This is a genomic window from Hymenobacter sp. UV11, assembly GCF_004684095.1.
GTDB lineage: Bacteria > Bacteroidota > Bacteroidia > Cytophagales > Hymenobacteraceae > Hymenobacter.
The window spans coordinates 48385-75029 of record NZ_SRII01000009.1 but is presented as its reverse complement, the minus strand read 5'-3'; the positions used below and the strand labels follow the sequence as shown (position 1 = coordinate 75029).

Sequence of the window (26645 nt, the reverse complement as noted above, 5' to 3'; positions counted from 1 at the left end):
GTGGGCGTAACTAGCAATGAAGCAAGTGTTTATGCCTTCAAGCGGGCTTTCAGGTAAGCCAGTGCTTTCTGGTGGGCGTCGGCGGCCAGCTCTTTGTTGTATTTGGGGTTGGAGGGGTTGGCGAAGGCGTGGTCGGCAGGATATTCTTTCACCGTCACCTTTTTGCCGGCGGCGGCCATGTCCTTCTCAAACTGTTTCACCACCTCGGGGTTAATCCACTTGTCCTGGTCGGCAAACAGGCCCAGCACATCGGTGTGCAGCGTTTTTAGCTTGGCCACATCCTTCTCGGGCATGCCGTAATACATTACGCAGCCCACGGTTTGCTTGCCGCCGAGCAGGGCCGTTTGCAGGCTCCAGCCGCCGCCAAAGCACCAGCCAATGGAGGCAAACTCGGCCTTGGGGCCAGCGTATAGTTGGGCTCCTTTAATGATGGCGGCGGCGCGCTCGGTTTTCACGCCCTGCATCAGCTTGCCGGCTTCTTCGGGGGTAGTGGCCACCTGGCCGTCGTAGAGGTCAAGGGCAATAACGTTGACGCCGGGCATTTCCTGCGCGTACATCGCCGATTCCTTCTTGATGTAGTCGTTCAGGCCCCACCACTCGTGAATCACGAACAGGTACTTGTTGCTCGGCTTGGCGCTTTTGATTTCAAAGCCGTGACCGGTCTGGCCATCGGTGGTCTTGAACTCAATCATTTGGCCATCACCCTCGTAGGAGTAGGGTAGGGGCGCGTCGTGGCCACCCGAAAAGTCTTTGTCGGTGGCCAGCATGGCGAAGGCTTCGGTAGCGCTAGCCGTGGCCGGGCGGGCACAGCAGCTCATGGCGCTTTGGGCGGCAGCCGACCCAAAGGTGCAGGCGGCGGCCAGCAGGAGAAGTAGTTTTTTCATGGAGGTAAAAAGAAAAATGGTCTGATTAGGTGGTACCTAACCAGACCATTCAGCAGAGGTTTGCAGCACGCGAAAACTAGGCGTCGTACTTGGTGCGCACCACCGCGCCCAGCTCGGTAAGCAGCGAAAATAGCCCTACGTAAGTGCGGTTGAGATACACAAAGTGCGCCGAACCGCGGGGCTCGCGCTGTTGGCGCAGGTCCTGGTCCTGCATCAGGTCGTCGCCCAGCGCGTACAGGCTCTTGAGGTACGAAGGGTCGCCAAAGTTGAAGGTTTCCTGGCGGAAGGGCCGGCCCACCAGCCCCAGCGACTGCGTGAGGGTGCGCAGGTACATCTCGCGCAGGGCGGGCGCATCGGTGGGGCGCAGCACGCCGGCTGCGGTGAGCAGGGCAGCGAGGCGGTCGGGGTCAGCGAGAGTTTCGGGGGCCAGCAGCGCCAGAAACTGCTGCTGCTCCAGCAGCGGTACGTCTTTCACGCAGCCAAAGTCGAGCACGCCCACCGTACCGCCATCGGTGAGGCTAAAGAGGAAGTTGCCGGGGTGCGGGTCGGCGTGCAGCTGGCGCAGCTCCCGCAGTTGATACTGATAAAAATCCCAGAGCGCTTGGCCGAGCTGGTTGCGCACTTCCTGGCTGGGGCTACCGGCCATAAATTCCTGCAGGTGCTGGCCGGGCAGCCAGTCCATCGTGAGGATGCGCGCGGCCGACAGGGCGGGGTAGTAGGTCGGAAATTGCAGGTGCGGCAGGTGGCCGCACTTGGCCGCCACGCTCTGGCCCCGGCTCAGCTCCAGCTTATAATCCGTCTCTTCAAGCAGGCGCGCCTCCACTTCGGCAATGTAAGGGCGTAGGGTTTCCTCCTTAAGGCCCATCACGCGCAGGGCCACCGGCTTCACCATCGCAATGTCGGACCGAATGCTCGCGCCTACCCCCGGATACTGCACCTTCACGGCCAGGTCCTTACCCATTTTGCGAGCAAAATGCACTTGGCCAATGCTGGCCGCCTGCCGCGCATTGGGCTCAAACTCGTCGAAAACCTCGCTTGGCGAGTGCCCGAAAGCATCGCGAAACGCCTTGACTACCAGCGGCCCCGAGAGCGGCGGCGTTTGGTACTGCGCCTGGCGGAACTGCTCGGCGTAGGCGGGGGGTAGGAGATTTTTCTCCATTGCCAGCATCTGGGCCACCTTCAACACCGAGCCTTTCATCTCGCTGAGCGTGCCGTAGAGCTCGGCGGCGTTGGCCTGGTGCAGGTCGGCCATCGGCGAGTCGGCGCCCACGGCTTTTTTGGCGTAGTGCTGCACGTAGTTGGCGCCCACTTTGAAGCCGGTTTTGGCGAAGCGGGCCGCGCGCGCCACTTTGGAAGTGGGTAGCGACTCCTGGGGTTGGTCGGCCATGACTTAGCGCTTATGCAGCAAAAACCGCCCGAAATCGAGAGCCGAATCAAACGTATTCCTGCCCACCAAATCAAAGCTCAGCGTTACGGCCTTCTCTACGGCCGCATCGGTGCGCTCGAAGTTGACCGACTCATCGCGCACGAAATAAAGCAGAATGAACTGCAGCTGGCGCAGAAAAATGCGGCCGTAGCCGTCCTGCAAAAACGGCCGGCTGGCTACCTCACCCGTGGCGCGGCCTTCGTGCAGCAGCTCCCGCACAAAATCCTTAAAGTCGTCCTCAAACCGGTTCAATACCTTGGGCACCAGCGCAGGCTGGCGCTTCTGCGAGCGGCCCAGCGTGAGCAGCACAAAGCTGCGGTTGTTCTTCAGAATTTCGAGCAGCGTATAGTAAAAAGCTAGCAGCTTTTCGCGGGCGCCGTAGCCTTGCCAGGCTGGCTCCAGGGCCGCCTGGGTACGAGCATCGTGGCCAAAAGCTACCCAGGCCTCGCGGTCGATGGCCGCAAAGGAGGCGTAATGGCGGTAAAATTCTCCTTCCGAAATGCCCTGCGCATCGGCAAAGACAAACACGGTTTTGGGTGCGTGGCCGTGGCGGCGCAGGTAGTCGAGGTAGGCGGCTTTGAGGTCGGCTGATTCCATGGCAGTATAACCGGCTGGCCGGGCTGGTAGTTCGCGCTATTTGGTCCTTCCCTTGCGAATGAGGTCGATGGCGCGCTCGCGGCCAAACTTGTGGTCCACAATGGGCGCGGGGTATTTATCGGTGCCAAATTCGGGCACCCACTGCTTCACATACGCATACTCGGGGTCGTATTGCTTTTGCTGGCTATCGGGGCTATACACCCGAAACCAGGGCGCGGCCACGGCGCCGGTGCCGGCCATCCACTGCCAGTTGCCCACGTTGTTGCTCATGTCATAGTCGAGCAGCTTCTCGGAGAAATAATGCTCACCGAGCGTCCAATCGATAAACAGCTGCTTCACCAGAAAGCCCGCCGCCGCGATACGCGCCCGGTTATGCATGTAGCCGGTTTGGTTGAGCTGGCGCATGCCGGCGTCCACGAGGGGGTAGCCGGTGCGGCCCTCGCACCAGGCCCGGTACTGCTCGGGGTCGTCGCGGTAGGGCAGGTGGCGCATCTTGGGGTCGTAGGCCTCGGTAGCGGTGTTGGGGAAATGCCAGAGCAGCATCATGAAGAAATCCCGCCATATCATCTCGTTGAGCAGCTTGTTGTTCAGCTCCTGCGCCTGCTGCATCAGCTGCCGGATGCTCACTGTGCCAAAGCGCAGGTGCACCGACATGCGAGTGGTGCCGCGCTTTTCGGCTGGCAGGTCGCGCACCTTGTCGTAGCGCTTCACCACCTCGGCGGGGGGTAGGTGGGCGGGCGGCGTCCACTGCTCGTGCCGCACGAAGCCCATGCTTTCCAGGTCGGGCCGCTTGGCGTCGGCGCGGTGGGGTAGGGCCAGGTTTTCCTTCTTGAGCAGCCGGCTCGATGGGTGCGGCTTAAAGTCGTCGGGCGTCACCTTCGCCTGCCATGCCTTCGAATACGCCCCGAATACCTTTGATGGCTTGCCATTCTTGGTCAGCACCTCCTCCTTGGCGAAAATCACCTGGTCCTTGAAGGATTTAAATGCTACGTCGTTCTTTTCCAGCAGCTTCGCAATGGCTGTGTCGCGCTCAGTGGCGTAGGGCTCGTAGTCTTCGTTGGTGTACACGGCCGCCACGTCGTAGTCCTTCAGCAGCTGCTTGAATACATCGGGGGTGTGGCCGTAGCGCGCCAATAGACCGCCACCAGCCTCGTGCGCCTCGTGCGCCAGGCGCTCTACCTGGTCAAAGATGAAGGTGAGCCGGGCGTCATCCTTCGGTAGTTTTTCCAGGATAGTCTGGTCGTAGATGAACAGCGGCAGCACTGGGTGGCTGCTTTGCAAAGCGGCCGCCAGGCCCGCATTATCCTGAAAGCGCAAGTCGCGCCGGTGCCAGAAGAGAGTGATTTTCATGTGGATTAAACTATGTGTTTGTCATTGCGAGCGCAGCGCGGCAATCGCACCAGCACGATATCCGAACGACTCGTTCCGGTGCGATTGCCGCGCTACGCTCGCAATGACAAATTTCTACTTCAGCTTGCCCATGCCGCCATCCACGGCCAGCACCTGGCCGGTGATGAACGTAGCCTGGTCCGACAACAGAAACGCAGCCATGCCGGCCAGGTCCTGCGGGCGGCCCACACGCTGCAAAGGGTGGCGCTTGGCGCCGGCCTCGGCCTTCTCGGGCGTATTGAGCAGGGCGGCGGCCAGCGGGGTGTCGGTGAGGCTGGGCGCCAGGCAGTTCACGCGCAGGCCGGTGGCAGCGTATTCGGCGGCCAGGGCGCGGGTGAGGCCCTCCACGGCAGCCTTAGCGGTAGCGATGCTGGTATGAAAGCTCATGCCCACGGCGGCCGCCACGGTGCTGAATAGCACCACGCTACCCCCTCCCTCGGCCTTCTTGAGGCGCTTGACGGTGGCTTGCAGCGCCTGCACCGCCCCGAGCACGTTCAACTCAAAATCGGCGCGAAAATCATCGGCTGGCACCCGCTCAAAAGGCCGCAGCTTGATGGAGCCGGGGCAGTACACGAGGCCGTGCAGCACGTCGGGCAGCGCGTCGAAGGCGGCGCCCACGGGCTGGGTAGCGTCGTAAGTGAAGTGGGTGGTGCCCAGGGCAGCCAGCTCAGGCGAGAGGTGGCGCGAGGCCGTGAAAAGTGTGGCGCCGTCGGCAGCCAGCAGCTGGGCCGTAGCCAGCCCAATGCCCGACGAAGCGCCGACCACGAGGATATTCTTACCAGTAAAATTCATGCGAGGGCAGGGATGCAAAGGATGGACTTTGCAAACGGCCCAACCGGCGCAATGTTCGCTACATCCCAAACGGATTGACGACGCGCAGGCTGCCTTCGATGAGCTGCCCGGCACTCAAATCCTCTGAATAAAGCGTGTCGCAGCCGCACTCCAGCGCGGCCGCCACGATGAGCGCATCAAACCACGAAAAGCCGTAGCGCTGGGCCAGGCGCGTGGCGTGGGCGATGGTGCTTTCTGTGGTGTGGTGTATCGAATGATTATTTGTTAGCTCAATGAGGGTGAGCTGAATATCAGGCCAACTCGTCTTTAGCTTTCGACTAAAAACGTTGACTAACTCAATCAATACTTGCGTCGAAAGCCATCGGTCGGGCATGGTGCCTAATACCAAGGCTGCCTGACGCTTCAGCTGGTTATCGTTGGAGTAAGCGTAGACCAGCACGTTGGTATCAAAGAAAACTCTACCGCTCATTCGCCTCTTCCCGATTGAATTTGAAACCTTTAGTCGAAACGCTTATGGCGTTGAAGGTGACCGGAGGGCGGGGGGTAGCGGTGGCCGCGGGCAAAATGGTGAGCGCCCCAAGCGCTTGCAGCTCTTCGAGCAGGCGGCGGGCGTGTTCATTCTGAAGCGTGACGGTGACGGTTTCCATGGGAAGCGGGCAAAATGGGTACAGCAAGTTACGGGGCAAACAACGGGCTGGCCATTTCCGGTTTCGCCTACCCCTGGCTGGCGGCCTCTACGGGCAGCGCCTGTACCTTGGGCCGGCGGCTCACCAGCCACACGCCCACAAAGATGAGCGCCGCCTGCCAGGCTTTATCCAGGGTAAAGCGGTCCTTACCCGTGGCCACGGCAATAAGCACAGCCAGCACCGGCTGCAAGTAAATGTATACCCCCAGTAGCGCCGGCGTGGCATACTTCAACGCCCAGTTATTCAAGAGGTAAGCCAGGATAGTGAGGAAGAAAATCATGTAACCCAGCTCGCCCCAGATGAACAGTGGAAAGCTGCTGTAATCGGCCGCGATGGCCTGCTGCAGGCCCGCCGGGATGGCAATAACGCCGCCCACCAGAAAGATGCGCGCCAGCACCGTAAAGGCATTGTACTTGCGCATGAGCGGCGCCACCAGTACCAGGTACAGCCCAAAAACCGTGGCATTGAGCAGCAAATACAAATTGCCCAAAAAGGCGGCCTGCGGCACCACGCCGTTGCTGGGCCTGCTCAGGATGAGGGCCGCCGCGCCGGCCGCGCCCAGCCCGATGCCCACCAGCTTTTGCGGCGTAATCTTATCCTTGAGCAGCACCGCCGAGGCCAGCACTACCACAATGGGCGAGATGGTTTGGAGCAGCGACGCATTGATGGGGGTAGTGAGGTTGAGGCCCGCGAAAAACGACAGCTGATTGAGGCCGATGCCCAGCACGCCGCAGGCAATAGCCCGAATGTTATCGGCCCGCCCACTGATGCGCTCGCGCGGGGCCACCAGCAGCTTAAGCAGCCCAAAAACCAGCACTGCCCCCGCAATGCGCAGCGTCACGATGCCCAGCGGCTGCATGTAGCGCGGCATAATATCCTTCGCCAGGCTATACGTGCCGGCGTAGATGAGCGAAACCAGGAACAGGGCCGTGTGCAGGCGGATTTTGGCAAACATAGGGGGGTAGGGCAGGCAGTGCGGAAGTAACGCGACCTTTGTAGCGCGCGTTTCGGGTCAGAAATGGCCGGCGCGGCCCGCGCGCTACAAAGGTCGCGCTACTTCGGTTACTCTGTTTCATGGCTTCCCTTTTCGACATCCCTACCCCCGCCCCGCTGGCCGAGCGCCGCCGCCCGCGCCGCCTGGCCGACTACGCCGGCCAAACCCACCTGCTGGGCGAGCAGGGCGTGCTGCGCCGCTACCTGGCCGCCGGCCGCCTACCCTCCCTCATTCTCTGGGGCCCGCCGGGCGTGGGCAAAACCACCCTGGCCCTGCTGCTGGCCGAGGAGCTGAAGCGGCCCTTCACCATGCTCTCGGCCATTAATGCCGGGGTGAAAGACGTGCGCGAGGTCATCGACCGGGCCAAGAAGCAGACGGGCACCATTCTGTTTATTGACGAGATTCACCGCTTCAGCAAGGCGCAGCAGGACGCGCTGCTGGGCGCGGTGGAAAACGGCACCGTTACGCTCATCGGCGCCACTACCGAGAACCCGTCGTTCGAAGTAATTCCGGCCTTACTATCACGTTGCCAGGTATATACGCTGGAAGCGCTGGGGGCCGATACGCTGCGCGAAATCGTGCGCCGCGCCCTGGCCGAGGACGAGCAGCTCAGCAAAATTCCCACCGACGTGGTCGAAGACCACGCCCTGCTGGCCCTCAGCGGCGGCGATGCGCGCAAGCTGCTGGGCCTGCTGGAGCTGGTGGTGCAAAGCACCCCGCCCGACCCCACCACCGGCCGCGTGCAGCTCACCGACGAGGCTGTGCAGCGCACCGCCCAGCGCCCACTGGCCCGCTACGACAAAGGCGGCGAGATGCACTACGACGTGACTTCGGCCTTTATCAAGAGCATCCGCGGCTCCGACCCCAACGCCGCGCTCTACTACCTGGCCGTGATGCTCGAAGGTGGCGAGGACGTGAAATTTATTGCCCGCCGCCTGCTCATTCTCTCGTCCGAAGACATCGGCAACGCCAACCCCAATGCCCTGCTACTGGCCCAGAGCTGCTTCCAGGCCTGCACCGTTATCGGCCTGCCCGAGTCCGATTTGATTCTGAGCCAGACGGTTATTTACCTGGCTACTTCGCCCAAGAGCAACGCGGCCTACACGGCCATTCGGGCGGCGCAGGCGCAGGTGCGGGCGCAGGGCGTGCATCCGGTGCCGGTGCCGCTGCGCAACGCGCCCACCAAGCTGCTTAAGGAGCTGGGCTACGGCCAGGCCTACCAGTACTCGCACAACGGCGCGGGCAACTTCGCCTACCAAGAGTTTATGCCCGATGCCCTCAGCGGCACCCGCTACTACGACCCCGGCGACAACCCCGCTGAAGCCAAAATCCGGGAGCGCCTGCGCGGCTGGTGGCAGGAGAAGTACGACTACTAATAATCGCGGATTTGGCAGATTGCGCGGATTTCGCAGATTCGGATGGCGCGCAACGGCCTTGTTGGGCGATTGGACTGGTAGCAGGGGGTAGGGGAATGAATGTGATGGCGTGTAATGCCGAGCGGGTTTGATTGATAAAGAGTTTACACGGCTTGAGAACTGACTGCGCTACCCACACGGAAAGGCAGCGTTATCTTGCCGCACTTCCGCAAGGGCAGCGCAAAGCGCGCCGTTCTAATCTGCGAAATCCGCGCAATCTGCTAAATCTGCGATTCTATGAGACAATTTTTCAAGTTCGTGCTGGCTACCGTGGTGGGCCTGCTCGTGTTTTCGCTGCTGGGCTTCGTGTTATTGGCCGGGCTGGTAGCGGTAGCCAAAAGTGCCGGCGGCGATAAAGAAATAGCCAGCAATTCGGTGCTGGAATTGAAACTCGACAAGCCCATCACTGAGCGCCAGGAAAGCAGCGACTTCGGCCCGCTGGGTGGGGGTAGGGCCAGCATTGGCCTGCTCAACCTGCGCCAGGCCATTGCCGAGGCCAAGGACGACGGCGACATCAAAGGCATTATGCTGCGCCTGGAGCTGGTGCAGGGCGGCATGGCCTCGCTCACGGAGGTGCGCAACGCGCTGCTTGACTTCAAGAAATCGGGCAAATTCATTGTGTCCTACGCCGATGTGGCTTCCGAAAAAAGCTACTACCTGGCCAGCGTGGCCGACCAGATATACCTGCACCCGCAGGGCTCGCTGGAGTTCAACGGCCTGAGCTCGGAAGTTACCTTCTACAAAAATCTGCTCGATAAATCGGGCATCGACGTGCAGATTTTCCGCGTCGGCTCTTTCAAGAGCGCCGTGGAGCCGTTTTTTCGCACCAGCTTCTCCGATTCGGCCCGCGCCCAAACGGTGTCGTACCTCAACTCCATCAACGACGACATGATTGCGCAGGTGGCGGCCAGCCGCAAAATTGCCGTGCCCCGCCTGCATACCATCTCCGACTCGATGCTGGTGCGCGACGCGCCCGACGCCCTGCGCCTCGGCCTCGTAACCAAGCTTGGCTACTACGACGAAGTGCTGGACTACCTGCGCACCAAACTCGGTACGGCCAAGGATAAGAAGCCCAGCATTGTGAGCCTGAGCGACTACCACGAGGGCGGCCAGGAAAAGCAGCGCGAAGGCAGCACCAGCGGCCAGCGCATCGCCATCATCTACGCCGAGGGCGATATCGTAACTGGCAATGGCTCAAACGATAACATCGGCAGCGACAAGTATGCCGCCGCCATCCGCAAGGCCCGCCTCGACGATAAGGTAAAGGCCGTGGTGCTGCGCGTGAACTCGCCCGGCGGCTCGTCGCTGGCCTCCGACGTTATCTACCGCGAAGTGGTGCTCACCAGCAAGGTGAAGCCCATTGTGGCCAGCATGGGCGACGTGGCGGCCAGCGGCGGCTACTACATCAGCATGGCCTGCGATACCATTGTGGCTCAGCCCAATACCATCACGGGCAGCATCGGGGTGTTCGGGATTTTGCCTAACATTCAGAAGCTGCTGAGTGATAAGCTCGGCATCACAGTAGACCGCGTGGAAACGGGCAAGTTCTCGGACTTCCCCACCATCACGCGCCCGCTCACCGACTACGAGGAAACGCAGTTTCAGCGCGAAATCAATAAGATTTACGCCGACTTTACCAGCAAGGCCGCCCTGGGCCGCCACATGCCCGTGGAGCGCCTGCGCCGCTTGGCTTCGGGCCGCGTGTGGAGCGGTAGCGAGGCCAAGGCCCGCGGCCTAGTGGACGTGCTCGGCAGCTACGACGATGCCGTGAAGCTGGCCGCTGGCCGCGCTCACCTGAAAGACGGCGACTACTCGGTGCAGCGCCTACCCCGCCAAAAAACCAGCTGGGAGCGCTTCCTCAACCGCTTCGGCGGCGACGACGATGATGACCAGACCGCCGCTGCCGAGGCCCGCTTCGCGCAGGCCAAGCTGGGTCCGCTCTACCCCGTGTATCAGCAGTACCAGCTGCTGCTGCAGATGCGCGGCGTGCAGGCCCGCCTGCCGTATGAGCTGGAGATTAAATAGTTTGTTTTGTTTGTAAAAAGAACGTCATGCTGAGCTTGTCGAAGCATCTTGGCCGCTTCATCCAACGAGGCGGCCAAGATGCTTCGACAAGCTCAGCATGACGTTCTTTTGTTGTTAATTCTCATGAAAAACCTTCCTGCCTTAGCTGCGCTTAGCGGCCTCCTGCTGGCCGGCCTTGCCCCCGCCGCCCACGCCCAAAGCGCCCTCTACCAGCCCCGCGACATCAAGCGGGCCTACGACAAGGGCACCCGCGCCGCCGACGGCCGGCCCGGCCCCAAGTACTGGCAAAACCGCGCCCGCTACGACATCACGGTGCAGGCCCTACCCCCCGCCCGCGACATCAAGGGCCGCGAAACGATTACGTATTTCAACAACAGCCCCGATACGCTGAAATCGCTGGTTTTTCGGCTTATTCAGAATATCCACAAGCCCGGCGCGGCCCGCGATGGCAATGCCTCGCCCGACTACCTGACCACCGGCGTGCAGGTCGATAGCTTTATGGTGAACGGGCAGGCGCGGCCTTTCGACAGCCAGCGGGCGGGCACCGTGCAGGCCGTGGCCCTACCCCGCCCGCTGCTGCCCCACGACTCGGTGCGGCTGAACGTGGCCTGGCATTTCCCAATTTCGCTGGAAAGCGGCCGCGAGGGCATGATTGATAAGACGACCTTCTTCCTAGCCTACTTCTACCCGCGAGTGGCGGTGTACGACGACTACAACGGCTGGGACCGGCTGCCCTTCGTGGATAGCAAGGAGTTTTACAACGACTTCAACGACTACACCTTGCGCGTGCAGGCGCCGGCCAACTACTTGGTGTGGGCCACCGGCACGCTGCAAAACGCTAAGCAGGTTTTGCAGCCCACCTACGCCAAGCGGCTCGAAAAATCGATGACCAGCGAGGCAGTAATGCACATTGCCACGGCCGCTGATTTAGCCAAAAAAGCCATCACGACCCAGCGGCCGCTCAACACCTGGGTGTGGACGGCCCGCGACATTTCGGACGTGACGCTGGGCCTGAGCGACCACTACGTGTGGGACGCCGCCAGCGTGGTGGTGGACCCCGCCACCAAGCGCCGGGCCAGCGTGCAGGCCGCCTTTGCCGATTCTACGGCCGACTTTCACTCGTCGGTGAAGTTCAGCCAGAACGCGCTGAGCTGGTTTTCGCGCAACTGGCCGGGCGTGCCCTACCCCTTCCCTAAGATGACGGTCTTCCAGGGCTTTGCCGACATGGAATACCCGATGATGGTGAACGACAGCCCCGAAAAGGACCTGCAATTTGCGCAGCTGGTGCAGGACCACGAGATTGCCCACACCTACTTTCCGTTCTACATGGGCATCAACGAGAGCCGCTACGCCTTCATGGATGAGGGCTGGGCCACCACGTTTGAGTTGCTCATCGGGCGGGTCGAGAATGGGGAGAAAGCGGCCGACGAGTTCTACCGTAAGTTTCGGGTCACGCGCTGGATTCACGACCCCAGCACGGCCGAGGACCTGCCCGTCATCACGCCCAGCAGCGAGCTGCGGTCGGGCTACGGCAACAACTCGTATGGCAAGGCCTCGCTCAGCTACCTGGCGCTCAAGGATATGCTCGGTGATGAGCTGTTCAAGAAAAGCCTGCATGCCTACATGGACCGCTGGCACGGCAAGCATCCCATTCCGTGGGATTACTTCAACTCGATGAGCAGCGCCTCGGGCCAGGATTTGACGTGGTTTTTCCACAACTGGTTCTTTACCAACGGCTACATCGACCTAGCCTTGACTAAAGCCGACCGAACGGCCCAGGGCACCGCCATCACTATCCAGAACGTGGGCGGCTTCGCGGTGCCCGTGGACCTGCGCGTGACCTACGCCGACGGCAGCACCGAAACCCTGCACCGCTCGCCCGAGCTGTGGCGCGCCAACCAGCAGCAGGCCACCATCGTCTTACCCCCCGCCAAAGCCGTGAAGCTGGTCGCCTTCGACCACGGCTTGTACCTAGACGCCGACCCGCGCAACGACCAGCTGGCGGTGCAGTAAGGATAAAAAAAGGAGCGTCAGGCGGGTAGCCTGACGCTCCTTTTTTTATGCAGCCATCGATTACTTAGAAGGCGTAGCCGATGTTGAGTTGGCCATCAAGCAGCGAGCCAGGCTGGCCGGTGGCATACCAGTTGCCTACGTAGCTACAGTCGCACATGCCTAAGCTGCGAATATGGTAAAATTTCAGGCCCAAGCCGGCATTCAGCGCTAGGTGCTGCCCCAGCAGCAACTGGTAGCCGAGCCCCAGACCGCCGCCTGAGCCACCCAGCCGCACGTCGCTGGGCGGGAAAACCCGGTCGGGATAGTAAGCTTGAATCTGCCCCGTGTGTTGAAAAACACCAACCTGCGCTTGTGCATAAAAACCAGTGGGCGCCATCGGCCCGAAGTAGTAGCGCCCCAGCAAGGCTGCCTGGTAGCCGGGGTAGTCGTTGCCGAAATAGCGGGTGCCTTGTAAGCCAAGTGAAAAATGGCGTGTCAGCCGATGCTCTAACTGAAGGCCGGCATTGGGTGCCAGGCCAAACGTGCCGACCGATATAACAGTGGTAACTGGTGCTTGGGCCCAGGCGTTGGTTGCGCTGGATAGCGCGGCAAGGAGAAAAAGTTGTTTCATAGGGGGGTAGGAAAAAAAGAGGAGAAGTTGAGTGTGCGAGCAAGATAAGCGCCGCTACTGCTTTCTTTGCAGCAGTTAATAGATACTTCAATCACTCCATTCGTTGCAACAGCCCATTCAGGAAGCCGTCGCCTACATTCAGGCCCAGTCCAATCATTTTCAGCCCACTACCGGCATCATCCTCGGCACGGGCCTGGGCGCGCTGGCCAGGGAGGTCGAAGTCGAGTACGAAATCAGCTACGCTGACATTCCCAATTTCCCGGTGAGCACCGTGGAGAGCCATGCCGGACGTCTGCTGCTGGGCACCCTGAATGGGCAGAAAGTAGCCGTGCTGCAAGGTCGCTTCCACTACTACGAGGGCTACTCGATGCAGCAGATAGTGCTGCCCGTGCGGGTGCTGAAGCTGCTGGGCATCACGCAATTATTCGTGAGCAACGCGGCCGGCGGGCTGAACCCCGAGTTTGCCATCGCCGACCTGATGCTGATTGACGACCACATCAACTTACTGCCCGGCAACCCGCTCATCGGCCCCAACCTGGATGAGCTGGGCCCGCGCTTCCCCGACATGCACGCGCCCTACGATGCCGGCCTGCTGGCCCGCGCCCGTGCGGCGGCCGAGGCGCTGGGGCAGGGTAGCACCACGCAGCGCGGCGTGTACGTGGCCGTGCCCGGCCCTATGCTCGAAACGCCCGCCGAGTACCGCTACTTGCGTACCATCGGGGCCGATGCGGTGGGCATGAGCACCGTGCCCGAGGTAATCGCGGCGCGACACCTGGGCCTGCCGGTGCTGGCCGTGTCGGTCATCACCGACCTGTGCTACCCCGGCCAGCTCAAGCCGGTCGTTATTAGTGATATATTGGCGGCGGCGGCCCTGGCCGAGCCGCGCCTCACGGCGTTGATGAAGGCTGTTTTGAGTGATAGTCAGCAGTAAGAATACTAAAAGAACGTCATGCTCATCTGGCGTCCGCTTGTCGAAGCATCTTGCCCGAGTCGTTAGGTTACTACTCACAACGGCGCGAGCAAGATTCCTCGGCAAGCTCGGAATGACGTTCTTGTTATTACTGATTTAGCTGGCTACTTCAAGTACACCGTGCGCTGGTCGCTCACGAGCACGGTGAAGATGCCCAGGCCGCCCTGCACGTTGCTGTGGATGGAGGAAGGCTGCGCAAACGGGTTGCCGTTGGCGTTGCGGGCGTTGCGCACCGACACCCGAAAATCGTAGTACAGCGAGTCGAGGTGGTAGAGCGTGGCCGTGACCGTATCGCCGGGCACGAAGCGGTAGGTCGTGACCTGCGAGTAGGACTGGCCATTGAAAAGCCGGTCGTCGACCAGGTTATCGGTTTCGGAGTTGTTGGCCGGCTTGCCCTTGTGCAGCATCAGGCGGTAGAAGTCTCTGGTGGCGCCGGGGTCGGTCCACTTCGTCACGAAATAAGCCTTTTTGTTGACCCCGGTCAGCGCATTATACTTGTACTGAGTTGAGTCGATGCGGATGAAAGTGGGCACAATGGTGGTGCCCGTGAGGTGCCGCCCGCGCTTGTCCTGCGCATCGAGGCCAAACTGCTGGCCGGCCTGGGCCACGAGCGGCGTGGTGCCCACGTGCGTGTAATACTTGCCGGTGGCCTTGTCGACGCCGGGGCTGTAGCGCAGAGGTAGGGGCCGGCCGCCAGGCAGCGTCAGGGTCACAGTTACGTCGGTGGGCAGCTGCACGGTCTGGCCATTCGAGAGCGCAAGTACCTGCGAGCCAGCTGCAATGGCTTGGCCATCATCTAGGTAGGGCACGGACTCCGTAATAGTGAGGCGCGGGATGGCCCCGTTCTGCAGGTAGCACTCGGCCACGAGCTGGTTGGCGTAGTAGGGGAGGGGCACATTCACATCGTTTTGCAGGCTTTTGCAGCCCGCCAGCAGCCCTACCCCCCCCGCCAGAGCCAACGTTAAAATCCGCTTATTTACAGTGCCAATAATCATAACTAACTAAAAACAATCGTCCACAAAATCCGTGAAATCCGTTAAAATCCGCGCTAATCAGTGGTCAGAATTTAAAATTGTAGGTCACCGACGGGATGAACGGGAACAGCGACACCTGCTGCGCGCGGTAGCCGGTGACCTGGTCCGTCGCCTTGTCGCGGGTTTGCTCGAAGTAGATGAAGTAGGCGTTGCGCCGATTGTAGGCGTTGTAGATGCTGAAAGTCAGGTCGCGGTCGCCGCCGATGCGGGTGGGCCGCAGCTTGTACACCAAGCCCAGGTCGAGGCGGTGGTAAGGAATCATGCGGTACGAGTTGCGGTCTGGGTACACCGGTACGGCCTGGATGCCGCCCTGGTAAATATCCTGGGTGGCAAAGCGGCCCAGCGGCAGGGTAGTGGGCGCGCCGCTCGTGTATACAAAGCTGGCTGTGAGCGAGAGGCGCGTATTGAGTTGGTGAATAACGACGATGTTCAGGTTGTGACGCCGGTCGTAGTTGGGATAGAAATCCTGGCCGTTGTTGATGCCCGAGGTGCCGAGTTGCGGCGGAAAGTTGCGCTTGGTCCAGGCCAGGGTGTAGCCAATCCAGCCAGTGGTTTTGCCGGTTTTTTTCTCTAGGTACAGCTCATTGCCGTAGGCCCAGCCGCGGCCGAAGAGGAACTGCGTATCAAGGTTGTTATTGGCAAAAATCTGGGCGCCGTCCTTGAAGTCAATCTGGTTGTTGGCCCACTTATAATACACTTCGTCGGTGAGCAAAAACTTGCCATCGCCGAGTAAAAAGCTCACGCCCGAGCTCACCTGCTGCGAGCGCTCGGGCTTCACCGACAGGCGCGAGGGGTACCAAATATCGGTGGGCAGCGACGCGCCCGAGTTCGACACCAGGTGCACGTACTGGTACATGAGCGCGTAGCTGGCCTTCAGCGCCACCTTGTCTGAGAGCGAGTAGCGGGCCGCCGCGCGCGGCTCTAGGCCAGCAAAATGGTCGGTGCCGCTCTGAAAACCCGACAGCCGCAGCCCCAGCTCCGTCTGAAATTTATCGTTAACCTTGATATTATCGCTGGCGTAGAGGCCGGCTTCCTGGCCAAGGTAATTAACGTCGGAATTGACGTTTAAGCTGTTGTCCTGCGAGTTGCGCTGCAAGCGCCCTACCCCAAAATTGTGGGCCGTAACCAGGGCGCCAAACTTGATAGTGTGCCGGTCGTTGGGCACGTAGTCGAAGTCGGTGCGCGCGGTGTAGTCCAGAATGGTCGAGCCCAGGTTGAAGGAAAACTGGTCGATGCTGTTGCCGAGGTTGTACTTATAAGAGGTTATCGACGCGGACGTATTGGCCGTGAGCCGGGGCGAAAATACGTGCTGCCAGCGCAGTGCGCCCAGCGTATTGCCCCAGGTAAACGCGGCCTGAAAGCCATTGGGCGAGGTAAAGCCGAAGACATCGCGCCCCAAGTAACCCGTAAAAAACAGCTGGTCCTTTTCGCCGAGCGTGTAGTTGGCCTTGGCGTTGAAGTCGTAGAAATAGTAGTCCGGGATGGGCGTGTAGTCCTCCTTATTGGCATTGACCCGGTTCAGAGCGCGGGTAAACACGTCGAAATACGTGCGCCGCCCGCTCACGATAAACGAGCCCTTGCCCTTCTTTATCGGCCCCTCAAAGCTGAGGCGCGACGAGATGAGGCCGATGCCGCCCGTGGTCACAAATTTCTCGCGGTCGCCCTCGCGCAGCTTCACATCCACCACCGACGAAAGCCTACCCCCAAACTGCGCTGGGAAGCCCGACTTATACAAATCAACGCTCTGCACGGCGTCGGAGTTGAACACCGAGAACAGTCCAAACAGGTGGTTGGGGTTATAAACCAACACATTATCCACCAGCACCAGGTTCTGGTCGGCCGAGCCGCCGCGCACAAACAGGCCGCTGCTGCCCTCGCCGCCGCTCTGCACGCCAGGCTTGAGCTGGAGCGTTTTGAGAATATCGACCTCGCCAAACAGCGCCGGCAGCAGCTTGGCCTCGCGGATGCTGAGGTGCTCGACGCCCATCTGGGTAGTTTGCAGCTTTTCTTTTAGCGTCTGCTCGCCTCGCACCACCACCTCGCCCAGCTCGCTGGCCGCCGCCGCCAGCGTGAAGCTGTGCTGCTGGCTGCGGTGCAGGTTCACGCTCAGCGTCTGGGACGTGTAGCCCACAAACGACACCACCACCTGCTGCGCCCCCTCGGGCAGGCTGAGTTTGTAGTGGCCATCGGCCTCGGTGGCCGTGCCCAGGCCCAGCGCGGGCACCGCTACCGACGCGCCGGGCAGCACGCCGCCATCGCTACCCCTCACTACCCCACTCAGCACGTGCTGCGCCTGGGCCCAGCCCCAGCGCGGAAAAGTTGCTAGTAAAACACTGATTAGTATAAAATTGCGTAGTAGCGCGTCTCGAATCATAGTACAAAGTAACGGCCCATGGGCGCGTGTTGCGCCAACGCTGACCACGTTACTTTAGTTTGTAGCCCGGCCACATTCGCCAGAGGCGCTGGTGGCTGAAAAGCCTACAGATAGGCTCCTACCGCCTGCGTAAGCTGGGTGGCCGGCACCACGCCCGCCTGCCGCCACACCGGCTGCCCTTTGTGAAAAAGAATGAGGGTAGGGATGCTCTGCACGTTGAATTGCTGGGCTACCGCCTGGTTTTTGTCCACATCTATCTTAATGATGCGCAGCTTGCCCTCGTGTTGCGCAGCAAACTGCTGCAAGATGGGCGCCATCGTTTTGCAGGGCCCGCACCAGTCGGCATAAAAATCGACCAGCACGGGCATGCCGGGGCTGTTAATGAGCTCGGAGAAGGACTTGCGGGGCATGATTTAGGGAATTGAGAATTAAGAATTAAAAATGATGAATTGGAGGCCGATGGGGTAGCTGCGGCCGCAACGGTAAGTTTGCAGGCGGAAGCCTGGTCTTCTGGTAGTACCTACGCTTGTTCGTTTCGGTTTCGTTTTGCAGCTTCCTAATCCGCTTACACGCCCGCCGGCCTGGCTGCACCCGCTGTTTCCGGGCAGCGAGTGGCGGGGCGCGCCGGTGGGCCCCACGGGCCGGCCGCGCCTCTACCTCACCTTCGACGACGGCCCCATTCCGGAAGAAACGCCCTGGGTGCTGGCGCAGCTGGCCGCCTACCAGGCCCCGGCCACGTTCTTTTGCGTGGGCGACAACCTGGCCCGCCACCCCGCCATTGCCCGCGCTGCTCTGGCCGCCGGCCACCGCCTCGGCAACCACACCCAGCACCACCGCAGCGCCTGGAATACGCCCCGCGCCGCCTACCTGGCCGGCGTGGCGGAGTGCGAATTATTGTTAGCTGATAGCTTAAAGCTGTTAGCTGATAGCTCTCGTTCAATAGAAACAGAGAGAACAGAGCCGGCCGAAAAGCTATCAGCTATCAGCTATCAGCTAACAGCTGTGAAGCCTCTTTTCCGCCCGCCCTACGGCCGCCTCACCTGGCCGGTGCTGCGGGCGCTGCGTGGGCAGTACCGCGTCATTATGTGGTCGCTGCTCACCCGCGACTACGACCCCGCCCTACCCCCCGAAACCGCGCTGCGCCTGACGCTGGCCGCCACCCGCCCCGGCGACATCGTGGTGCTGCACGATTCGTGCAAGGCCAGCCGCTCGCTGCGGTTTTTGCTGCCCCGGCTGCTGGCGCACTACAGCGAGCTGGGCTACGAGTTTGCGTTGTTATAAGTTGATTGTCAGATGCTGAGCATATTGTTTTACGTGAGTGCCGCCTACTGCCTGCTGTGGCTAGCCTGGCTGGCCTACGTGACGTGGCGGCTGGCCCGGCGCACGGGCGCGCCGGCCCCGGTGGCGCTGCCCGCGTCGCTGCCGCGCGTCAGCATCCTCATTGCCGCCCGCAACGAAGCCGCCGCCCTGCCGCGGTGCCTGGCCAGCGTGCGCGCGCTTGCCTACCCCCCCCAGTTGCTCGAAGTGCTGCTCGGCGACGACGCCAGCACCGACGCCACCCGCGCCGTAGCCGAGGCCGCCATGCTGGGGTTTGGGGGTGCTTTCCAGATAATTCCCATCACTGATACACTGGGTGCGGCGCGGGGCAAGGCCAATGTGCTAGCCCACCTGGCCCGCCGTGCCACTACTGATTATCTGCTCATTACCGACGCCGACATTGCCCTACCCCCCACCTGGGTGCCGAGTATGCTGGCCCATGCCGCGCCGGGCGTGGGTACCGTCACGGGCCTCACGGTGGTGCAGGGGCCGGGCTGGCTGGCTCGCTGCCAGGGCCTCGACTGGCTGCTCTCGCTGGCTTCCATGCAGGTGGCTACCGACGCGGGCCAGCCCATTACGGCGATGGGCAACAACATGCTCGTGACCCGCGCTGCCTACCGCGCCACCGGCGGCTACGAGGCGCTGCCCTTCTCTATCACCGAAGATTTTGCCTTGTTTGAAGCCGTGAACGCGCAGGGTTATGGCTTTCGGCAGCTGTTTGAGCCGGCCGTGCGGGCGGCCTCGCTGCCGGCCGGCTCGTGGGCGGCGCTGCTGCGACAGCGTCTGCGTTGGATGCGCGGCGCTGCGGCGCTGCCCCGCAAGGTGCAGGTGAGCTTGGTGCTGTTTAGCGGCTACTGGCTGGCGGTGGTGGGCCTGCTGTTGGCCAGCCGCCCAGCCTGGGCGCTGGGCGCGATGGCCCTCAAAATAGCCGCCCAGGGCCTTATGGCCGGGGTAGCCGCGCGCCGCGCCGGCCTACCCCCCCCGGCCGGGCTGGTGGTGGTTGGCTACGAATTTTTTTCGTTAGCGCTCCTCACCGACCTCACCCTCCGGCGCATGTTTGGGCCCAAAAGGGTTGATTGGAAAGGACGGGTTTATCAATAAGCCATGAATAATGAGCAAGTAATAAGTGCTATTCAGCCCATTTCTGCCGCGCAGACCTACGCCCTTCGCCACGCGGTGCTGTGGCCCGATAAGCCGCCGGCCTACGTGCAGCTACCCGATGATGCGGCCGGCCAGCACTTCGGCGCCTTCGTGGCGGGCGAGCTGCGGGCGGTAATTTCGCTATTTGTAACCCCTGCGGGGGAGGCGCGCTTCCGCAAGTTTGCCACCGACCCGGCCTGGCAGGGTAGGGGTCTGGGCACGGCGCTGCTACGCCACACAATGCAGGCGGCGCGGGCGCAGGGCGCGGTCATGATTTGGTGCGACGCCCGCCAGAATACCCTGCCGTTTTATCAGCGCTTTGGCCTAGCGCCCGAGGGCGACGTTTTTTACAAAGGCGACATTCCGTATCTACGTCTGCGCTGCTCGCTTTGAGGAGATAATTTGCTTATTATGAAGTTAATAGAAACCCACGCGCATCTGTATTCCGAGCAGTTCCGGCCCGACCAAGCCGAGGCGCTGCACCGCGCCGTGGCGGCGGGCGTCGGCACCATCTTAATGCCCAACGTGGACCACTCGACCATCGACGCCATGCTGGAGTTGGAGGCCAATGCCCCCGCCACCTGCCACGCCATGATGGGCCTGCACCCCTGCTCGGTGGGGCCAACGTTTGAAAAGGACCTGCAGGAAGTGTCCGACTGGCTAGCGCGGCGGCCCTTCGTGGCGGTGGGCGAATGCGGCATCGACCTCTACTGGGACAAGACCTACCTGCCGCAGCAGCAGGAAGCCCTGCGCGAGCAGCTGCGCTTGGCCAAGCAGTACAGGTTGCCCATCGTGCTGCACACCCGCAGCGCCTTCGAAGAGGCCTATGAGCTGGTGGCCGAAGCTCAGGACGGCACCCTGAGCGGCGTGTTCCACTGCTTCTCCGACGGCCTGGCCGAGGCCGAGCGCATCATCGCCCTGGGCTTTAAGCTAGGAATAGGGGGGGTAGCCACTTTCAAAAACGGCGGGCTGGACAAGGTGCTGCCGCACGTGGGCCTCGAGCACCTGGTGCTCGAAACCGACTGCCCCTACCTGGCCCCGGTGCCCTACCGCGGCAAGCGCAACGAGCCCGCCTACCTGCCGCTGGTGCTGCACCGCCTGGCCGCTCTGCTGGGCCAGGCGCCCGAGGCCGTGGCCGACGCCACCACGCGCACCGCCAACGCGTTATTCAACCTCTGATGCTTGACGCCCTACCCCTGCTCACGCTGCCCACCGCCGCCGAAGCTACCGACGCGGCGGCCCCGCGCCTGCTCATTCTGTACACCGGCGGCACGGTGGGCATGGCCGTGAATCGGCGGCAGGAGCTGGTGCCTATGCACTTCAGCAAGTTGGGCAAGCGCATGCCCGAGCTGCGCCAGCTGCCCTACCGCCTGGAGTTGCTGGCCTTTCCGCAGCCCATCGACAGCAGCAACGTCACGCCCGCCGACTGGCTCTGGCTAGCCGAGCTCATCGGCCTGCACTATGCTGATTTTGACGGCTTTATTATTCTGCACGGCACCGATACCATGGCCTATTCGGCCGCTGCGCTAAGCTTTTTGCTCGAATCCCTGGGCAAGCCTGTCATCTTTACCGGCGCGCAGGTGCCCGTGGGCCGCACCCGCACCGATGCCACCCGCAACCTGCTCACGGCCTTGGAGATAGCCGCCGCCCGCCACCCGCACGCCCACACCGTGCGCCTGCCCGAGGTGGGCGTATTTTTCAACGACGTACTCATTCGGGGTACCCGCGCCAAAAAGGTCGAAAGCCAGCAATTTGCCGCCTTCAAAAGCGAAAATTATCCGCCGCTGGTCCGCGCAGGCATCAACCTCGATTTCAACGACACTAATATCCGCCTGCTGCCCGCCGCCCGCCTCAAAGTCCACCAAAAGCTGGAGGAAAAAGTGGCCGTGCTGCGGCTGTTTCCGGGCATTACGGAGGGGGTAGTGGAGGCCGTGCTGAGCGTACCTGGCCTGCGCGGCTGCGTGCTCGAAACCTACGGCTCGGGTAACGCGCCCACCGCGCCGTGGTTTCTGGCCTGCCTCGAACGGGCCTATGCCCGAGGCGTTTACCTGCTCAACGTGAGCCAATGCGAGGAGGGTAGGGTAGTGCAAGGCCACTACGAAACCAGCGCCCGCCTCGCCGGCCTGGGCGTTATCGGCGGCGACGACATCACTACCGAAGCCGCCATCACCAAGCTCATGTTTGTGCTCGGCCTGGGCCTGAGCGAGGTCGAAACCCGGCAGCTGCTCAGCCACGACCTGCGCGGCGAGATTACGCTGAAAACAAGCGTAGGATAAACTCGCAGCTTGTCATTTTACCAGCTGCGAGTTTATCGGCGGCCGGCTAAAGCCTAACCTACTCAAGCAACGGCAAGCTAAAGCTTACCCTACACTGCGCTTTCTTCCCTATCTTTGCAGCCCCATTCAGAGAGGTGTCCGAGTGGTCGAAGGAGCACGCCTGGAAAGTGTGTATAGCCCAAAAGGTTATCGTGGGTTCGAATCCCATCCTCTCTGCTAAAAGCCCCGTTTCCGAGCTGGAAGCGGGGCTTTTGATTTGTCAGCGGACGGTTTAAGAGACAATCATTGCCTGTCTCACTCACGTGACCCTCACTAAATGCAAACTCTTATCCTCCGAGTGCCAGCTTTTGGCTGTGGCAGGCCGGAGTGCGTTCCTCAAGCGCTGCGAACAGTAAAATGAACGAATCGGTACCTGAATTAGGCCGATTTGATGGATTGCTAAATGCATTTATTCTGGTAGCTTTACGATTAAAAGCAATTAGTGAAAATATTTTTGCTGGTTTGCGTATCTACTCTCTCAAGAGAGGGGTAGTAATTACGTAAGTGATATGCCTGGGTAAAGCATGTTGCGCAGTTCAGCTGACCGTGGATAGTATGAAAGCTTTTGACAGCGATAGTCAGACCGAGCGCAGCCGTATTGTGGCGCGCGCCGTGGCCGTAACGGCCAACACGGCCCTGGCTCCCCAGCGCTACGAACGGCAGTTGCTAGACCGCTACCAACGGGGTGAACTCACTATTGACCAAGTTATTAGCTTGCTGGATGCTAGTACCTATCAGGTGCTTTATCATAGTGTGGCCGCGCAGCCGTTTGATGAAGCGCAATTGCAGGCCTTGCTTGAGCGTTCTCGTAACTTCAATGGGCGGCATAGCATAACGGGAATTCTGCTCTACAGTGACGGCCGGTTTGTGCAGCTGCTGGAAGGCGACGAGCAGCAGGTGCGCCAGCTCTACGCCCGCATTCAGCAAGACCCGCGGCATACCCAGGTGGTAACCGTGAGCGAAGGCCCCGGCCCGGCCCGCCGCTTTGCCGACTGGAGCATGGGCTTTGGGCGAGTGGCAGGGCTCGAAGTAGCCGAAGCCCTCGATTTGGTGGTGAGCCAGGAAACACTACCAGCACCGGAAGTAGCCGAGCCCTATTTGCTGGCGCTGCTCCAAGCCTTTGGCATTACTCCGGCCGCCACGCAGCTTGGGCAAGCAGAGAAGGGGTAGGGCGGCGGTTTAGCAGGACATTTCCGCGCTAGCAGAAAACCAATGAGCAGTTGCTGCAAAGCTGATTGGTTGCCATTGGATTGCCTTTAAACCGCTGTGCAGCAAGGGGGTAGGGGTAATAGTTTTACGGCTTTTCCAGCCCGCCAAGCAGCACCGTGATGATGTTGCTTTCGAGCTCTTCGGCCGTCAGGCCGCGGCCGGGGCGATACCACAGCTCTACCCAGCGCACCGCCGACAGCACCGTAAACAGCGCCACCGATACGTTTACCGGACGAAACTCGCCCGCCGCGATGCCCGCCTCAATCAGCGCGGCAAACCCCTTTTCGTAAGCCTTGCGCGCCTGCTTAAATTCGGTGAGGCGCGGCTCGGGCAGGTATTTCCAGTCGTGGTTGGCCACCGATACCGCCGCGCTATCCTCCACCATCAGGCGAATGTGCAGCTGCACTAGCGCTTTTATTTTTTCTCCGTACGGAATAGCCTGTGCGGCAGTATCTTGCAGCTGCGAGATGTACGTGTCCGAAATGCGAAAGCAGATGGTATCCAGCAGCTCGTCCTTCGACTTGATGTGGTTGTACATGCTCGCTGCCTCCATGCCCACCTGCCCGGCCAGGTCGCGCATCGACGTGCCACTGTAGCCCCGGTCTTTAAAAAGCTTGGCCGCTTCAGTCAAGATAAGCTCGCGCTTAACCGATTTTTTTATTTTGAGCATGGCGGGTGGGAAGAGAGAGGGGTAGCAACCACAAAGCTACTTCCTCGCACGCCAACCTAACTACCGTTCGTTACTAGTCTTGGGGACTTTGTTTGTCTGCCGGGCCACTTACCATGCGCGATACCAGCCCGTGGTCCTCGGTTATCTCTGCCCATACTACCCCTACCACGTGCAGTACAATGTAGCCGATAATCAGATACATCGTCACGTTGTGCGTTTCCTCTGCCGTGTGCTTGATGCTATTCAGAAAGGGAACGTCATCGGCAAAAATTAATATCAAACCGGTGACGACCATGATGGTGATAAACAGGTAAAAAGCCGCGTAGGTGAGCTTAGCCAGCAGGGCGTGGCGGGCGTCGGCGTGCTCGGCGGGGGCGGCTAGCTTATAGCGCCGGGCCGCCGCCATTAGCCGCGCTCCAAAGCGCCGGCCGGCCGGGTCGAGCGCCTGCATCACCGTCCAAAACAGCCAGAACGCTGCCAGCGTCACGCCCATCCACACGTGCCAGGTCCAGATGCGCTCGCTTATCACGTGCGCCACGGCGCGGCCCTGCTGCTGCGTCAGGCTACCCCCGCCCTTGGTAATGGCCTCCTGAAACTCCGGCACCGCGCTCCGGGCATTGACAATAACTTTCTGAAAAAGAATGGTCAGGAGCTGGCCCGATACCAGCGTAGCGTTGGCCCAGTGCCAAATGCGCATGCCTTTAGAGTAATCGTGGGTGGCAGTGGCGGGAGGAACAGCGATGGCTTGCATAAAAAAAGTGAGTGAGCGTAGTCAGACGTAATTCCCGCGGCTACTGTTACTTAAGAATAGCTTAAGAAAGCATTGCGGCGGTTTCCTGCACGGCAGCGGGCGCCAGGGTGCGGCCGGGGTAGGCCAGCAGGGCGTGCTCCAGGCAGGTGAGGGCCGCGTCAAGGTCGCGCAGGTTCAGGATGTAGGCCAGGCGCACTTGCTGCGTGCCCAAGCCGGGCGTTTGGTAGAAGCCATTGGCCGGCGAGAGCATCAGCGTTTCGTTCTGGTAGCTGAAATCGGTGAGCAGCCACTCGCCAAAGCGCTCGGCATCGTCTACGGGCAGCTCGGCCATCACGTAGAACGCGCCACCCGGCACGGGGCATTGCACGCCCGGCATAGCTTGCAGGCGGCGCACCGTGAGGTCGCGGCGGGCTTGGTACTCGGCCCGGTTCTCGTCGAAGTAGCTCTCGGGCAGCTCTACGGCGGCCTCGCCCAGCAGCATGCCCAGGCCGGGCGGGCTGATGCGCATCTGGGCAAAGCGGAAGGCCGTCTGAAATACATCCGCGTTGCGCGTCACCAGCGAGCCTACCCGCGCCCCGCAAGCGCTGTAGCGCTTCGAAATCGTATCCAGCACCACTACGTAGTCTTCGCCGCCCACTAGGTTGAGCGCGCTCGTAGCACGCGCGCCATCGTAGCAATATTCACGGTACGCCTCATCCGAAAGCAGAAAAAGCTGGTGGCGCTGGCACAGGCTTAGCAGCGCTTCCAGTTCGGCGCGGGTGTACACGTGGCCGGTAGGGTTGCTGGGGTTGCAGAGCAAGATAGCCTTGGTGCGCGGCGTAATTACGGCCTCGAAGTCCGCGAGGGGGGGTAGGGCAAAACCGTTGTCAATCGTGGCCGTTACGGGCACGATAGTTACGCCCGCCGCGATGGCAAAGGCCGAGTAGGTGCCATAAAACGGCTCCGGCACCACCAGCTCATCGCCGGGGTTCAGGCAGGTGAGCAGCGCAAACAGGATGGCCTCGCTGCCGGCCGTCGTCACCAATATCTCTTCCGTATCAACCTCAATGCCCGCGCGGTGGTAGTAGGCCTGGAGCTTCTGGCGGTAGCTGTCGGTGCCCGCCCCGTGGCTGTAGGCCAGCACCCGGATATCGGCTTTGCGCACGGCTTCAAACAAGCTGGGGGGGGTAGCGATATCGGGCTGGCCAATATTGAGGTGGTACACGTGCTTGCCCTGCTCCTTGGCAGTTTCAGCAAAGGGAGCTAGCTTACGAAAGGGTGAGGCGGGCATATCCTGCCCGCGTTGCGATACGGATAATGACATAACTTACAGAAAGTTGTAAAAATAGCGTAAGAAAAAGTCCCGGTCGAATAATCGGCCGGGACAGTTGCGGAGAGCGAGAAAATTAGCCGTTACGCTTATTTAGCTCGTCTCGAATCTTGGCGGCTTTTTCGTAGTCTTCTTTTTCGAGCGCCTGGGCAAGCATCTTGGTCAGCTCATCGAGCGATACCTGCCCGCTGGGCTCGGCGGCGGCGCGGGGTGCGGGGCGGGCCGCCTCGTCGGTGTCCTCGTCGTCGTCATCGCGGTCGTCATCATCTTCTTCCTCCTCGCCAGCCTCATCGAGGTCCGTCAGAATAATGCCCGCCTCACTCAGCACACTTTCTACCGTGAAAATGGGCACGCCAAAGCGTAGGCCAATGGCAATGGCATCGGAAGGACGAGCATCAATCTCAAACGTGGTAGCCCCGTCGGAGCACACGATGCGCGAGTAAAAGACGCCTTCTTTAAGGTCGGAGATAATCACTTCCAGAATGGCCACGTGCACGTGCTCGGCAAAAGCCTTGAACAGGTCGTGCGTGAGGGGCCGGTTGGGACTGATTTTTTCAATCTGAATGGCAATACTCTGCGCTTCAAACATGCCGATAATAATAGGCAGACGGCGGTTGCCATGCTTTTCGCCCAGAATAAGGGCAAACGAGCCGGACTGTGATTGCGAAGAGGAGAGGCCCAGAATTTCGAGCGGGATTTTTTTCAAGGGTCGCGGGGGCGTTTCG

General features: G+C 61.1%; 26 protein-coding genes and 1 tRNA gene. 11 read left to right on the top strand and 16 right to left on the bottom strand.

All coding sequences use genetic code 11. The features are described 5' to 3' along the window. Positions 1-29: 29 nt before the first annotated feature. From E4631_RS17745 to E4631_RS17710, 8 genes are all read right to left on the bottom strand, one after another. Entirely contained in the window at positions 30-884 is an 855-nt protein-coding gene (locus E4631_RS17745; protein ID WP_133655608.1) for a dienelactone hydrolase family protein, read from the bottom strand. A 76-nt stretch (positions 885-960) separates the two neighbouring features. Beyond that, positions 961-2271, bottom strand: coding sequence for an AarF/ABC1/UbiB kinase family protein (locus E4631_RS17740; RefSeq protein WP_133655607.1), 1311 nt, complete (start codon positions 2269-2271; stop codon positions 961-963). A 3-nt stretch (positions 2272-2274) separates the two neighbouring features. Beyond that, entirely contained in the window at positions 2275-2907 is a 633-nt protein-coding gene (locus tag E4631_RS17735; RefSeq protein ID WP_133655606.1) for a TetR family transcriptional regulator C-terminal domain-containing protein, read from the bottom strand. 36 nt (positions 2908-2943) lie between these two features. Continuing rightward, positions 2944-4257: a deoxyribodipyrimidine photo-lyase gene (locus tag E4631_RS17730; protein ID WP_133655605.1), complete on the bottom strand. Its 1314-nt coding sequence runs from the start codon at positions 4255-4257 to the stop codon at positions 2944-2946. 114 nt (positions 4258-4371) lie between these two features. Further along, positions 4372-5088, bottom strand: a complete 717-nt coding sequence (locus E4631_RS17725; RefSeq protein ID WP_133655604.1) for an SDR family NAD(P)-dependent oxidoreductase — start codon at positions 5086-5088, stop codon at positions 4372-4374. Positions 5089-5146: 58 nt separating this feature from the next. Continuing rightward, a complete protein-coding gene (locus E4631_RS17720; protein WP_133655603.1) occupies positions 5147-5557 on the bottom strand; it encodes a PIN domain-containing protein in 411 nt (136 codons plus the stop codon). Then, positions 5547-5735, bottom strand: a complete 189-nt coding sequence (locus tag E4631_RS17715) for a hypothetical protein (RefSeq protein ID WP_133655602.1) — start codon at positions 5733-5735, stop codon at positions 5547-5549. The genes E4631_RS17720 and E4631_RS17715 overlap by 11 nt, the downstream gene beginning before the upstream one ends. A 67-nt stretch (positions 5736-5802) precedes the next feature. Further along, positions 5803-6729 (bottom strand): DMT family transporter, encoded by a 927-nt coding sequence (locus E4631_RS17710; protein WP_133655601.1) that lies wholly within the window; start codon positions 6727-6729, stop codon positions 5803-5805. Between the two features lie 119 nt (positions 6730-6848). Between E4631_RS17710 and E4631_RS17705 the strand changes: the two genes are divergently transcribed. From E4631_RS17705 to E4631_RS17695, 3 genes are all read left to right on the top strand, one after another. Continuing rightward, positions 6849-8144, top strand: coding sequence for a replication-associated recombination protein A (locus E4631_RS17705; RefSeq protein ID WP_133655600.1), 1296 nt, complete (start codon positions 6849-6851; stop codon positions 8142-8144). A 276-nt stretch (positions 8145-8420) separates the two neighbouring features. Further along, a complete protein-coding gene (gene sppA, locus E4631_RS17700; protein WP_133655599.1) occupies positions 8421-10208 on the top strand; it encodes a signal peptide peptidase SppA in 1788 nt (595 codons plus the stop codon). 123 nt (positions 10209-10331) lie between these two features. After that, positions 10332-12221, top strand: a complete 1890-nt coding sequence (locus tag E4631_RS17695) for a M1 family metallopeptidase (protein ID WP_133655598.1) — start codon at positions 10332-10334, stop codon at positions 12219-12221. Between the two features lie 64 nt (positions 12222-12285). Here E4631_RS17695 and E4631_RS17690 read toward each other — a convergent pair whose 3' ends face one another. After that, positions 12286-12831, bottom strand: a complete 546-nt coding sequence (locus tag E4631_RS17690; RefSeq protein ID WP_133655597.1) for a DUF3575 domain-containing protein — start codon at positions 12829-12831, stop codon at positions 12286-12288. A gap of 103 nt (positions 12832-12934) precedes the next feature. Between E4631_RS17690 and E4631_RS17685 the strand changes: the two genes are divergently transcribed. Further along, the gene (locus tag E4631_RS17685) at positions 12935-13762 is read left to right on the top strand and encodes a purine-nucleoside phosphorylase (protein WP_174805430.1); all 828 of its coding nucleotides are present in this window, start codon (positions 12935-12937) and stop codon (positions 13760-13762) included. A gap of 143 nt (positions 13763-13905) precedes the next feature. Here the strand turns inward: E4631_RS17685 and E4631_RS17680 are convergent, their stop codons facing one another. The 3 genes from E4631_RS17680 to trxA form a co-directional block, all read right to left on the bottom strand. After that, on the bottom strand, positions 13906-14796 hold the full coding sequence (locus E4631_RS17680; RefSeq protein ID WP_133655595.1) for a DUF4249 domain-containing protein: 891 nt from the start codon (positions 14794-14796) through the stop codon (positions 13906-13908). Positions 14797-14860: 64 nt separating this feature from the next. Further along, positions 14861-17209, bottom strand: coding sequence for a TonB-dependent receptor (locus tag E4631_RS17675; RefSeq protein WP_133655594.1), 2349 nt, complete (start codon positions 17207-17209; stop codon positions 14861-14863). Positions 17210-17313: 104 nt separating this feature from the next. Then, entirely contained in the window at positions 17314-17619 is a 306-nt protein-coding gene (gene trxA / locus E4631_RS17670; protein WP_133655593.1) for a thioredoxin, read from the bottom strand. 136 nt (positions 17620-17755) lie between these two features. Here trxA and E4631_RS17665 point away from each other — a divergent pair, with 136 nt between their 5' ends. The 7 genes from E4631_RS17665 to E4631_RS17635 all read left to right on the top strand — a co-directional run bounded on the left by E4631_RS17665 (position 17756) and on the right by E4631_RS17635 (position 23151). Next, on the top strand, positions 17756-18490 hold the full coding sequence (locus tag E4631_RS17665; protein WP_240735032.1) for a polysaccharide deacetylase family protein: 735 nt from the start codon (positions 17756-17758) through the stop codon (positions 18488-18490). A 12-nt stretch (positions 18491-18502) separates the two neighbouring features. Next, positions 18503-19627 carry a glycosyltransferase gene (locus tag E4631_RS17660; protein WP_133655592.1) on the top strand — a complete coding sequence of 375 codons (1125 nt, stop codon included), beginning with the start codon at positions 18503-18505 and terminating at the stop codon, positions 19625-19627. A 3-nt stretch (positions 19628-19630) separates the two neighbouring features. After that, positions 19631-20059: a GNAT family N-acetyltransferase gene (locus tag E4631_RS17655; RefSeq protein ID WP_133655591.1), complete on the top strand. Its 429-nt coding sequence runs from the start codon at positions 19631-19633 to the stop codon at positions 20057-20059. An 18-nt stretch (positions 20060-20077) separates the two neighbouring features. Next, entirely contained in the window at positions 20078-20845 is a 768-nt protein-coding gene (locus E4631_RS17650) for a TatD family hydrolase (protein ID WP_133655590.1), read from the top strand. Continuing rightward, positions 20845-21942 carry an asparaginase gene (locus E4631_RS17645; protein WP_133655589.1) on the top strand — a complete coding sequence of 366 codons (1098 nt, stop codon included), beginning with the start codon at positions 20845-20847 and terminating at the stop codon, positions 21940-21942. The genes E4631_RS17650 and E4631_RS17645 overlap by 1 nt, the downstream gene beginning before the upstream one ends. A gap of 128 nt (positions 21943-22070) precedes the next feature. Beyond that, positions 22071-22158, top strand: a tRNA-Ser gene (locus E4631_RS17640). A 378-nt stretch (positions 22159-22536) separates the two neighbouring features. Then, positions 22537-23151: a BLUF domain-containing protein gene (locus E4631_RS17635; RefSeq protein WP_133655588.1), complete on the top strand. Its 615-nt coding sequence runs from the start codon at positions 22537-22539 to the stop codon at positions 23149-23151. Between the two features lie 124 nt (positions 23152-23275). Here the strand turns inward: E4631_RS17635 and E4631_RS17630 are convergent, their stop codons facing one another. The 4 genes from E4631_RS17630 to E4631_RS17615 form a co-directional block, all read right to left on the bottom strand. Further along, positions 23276-23860 (bottom strand): TetR/AcrR family transcriptional regulator, encoded by a 585-nt coding sequence (locus E4631_RS17630; protein ID WP_133655587.1) that lies wholly within the window; start codon positions 23858-23860, stop codon positions 23276-23278. A 73-nt stretch (positions 23861-23933) separates the two neighbouring features. Next, on the bottom strand, positions 23934-24611 hold the full coding sequence (locus tag E4631_RS17625) for a cytochrome b/b6 domain-containing protein (protein ID WP_133655586.1): 678 nt from the start codon (positions 24609-24611) through the stop codon (positions 23934-23936). A gap of 61 nt (positions 24612-24672) precedes the next feature. After that, positions 24673-25914, bottom strand: a complete 1242-nt coding sequence (locus tag E4631_RS17620) for a pyridoxal phosphate-dependent aminotransferase (RefSeq protein ID WP_133655585.1) — start codon at positions 25912-25914, stop codon at positions 24673-24675. Between the two features lie 82 nt (positions 25915-25996). Further along, positions 25997-26626 carry a bifunctional nuclease family protein gene (locus E4631_RS17615; protein WP_133655584.1) on the bottom strand — a complete coding sequence of 210 codons (630 nt, stop codon included), beginning with the start codon at positions 26624-26626 and terminating at the stop codon, positions 25997-25999. Between the last annotated feature and the right edge of the window lie 19 nt (positions 26627-26645).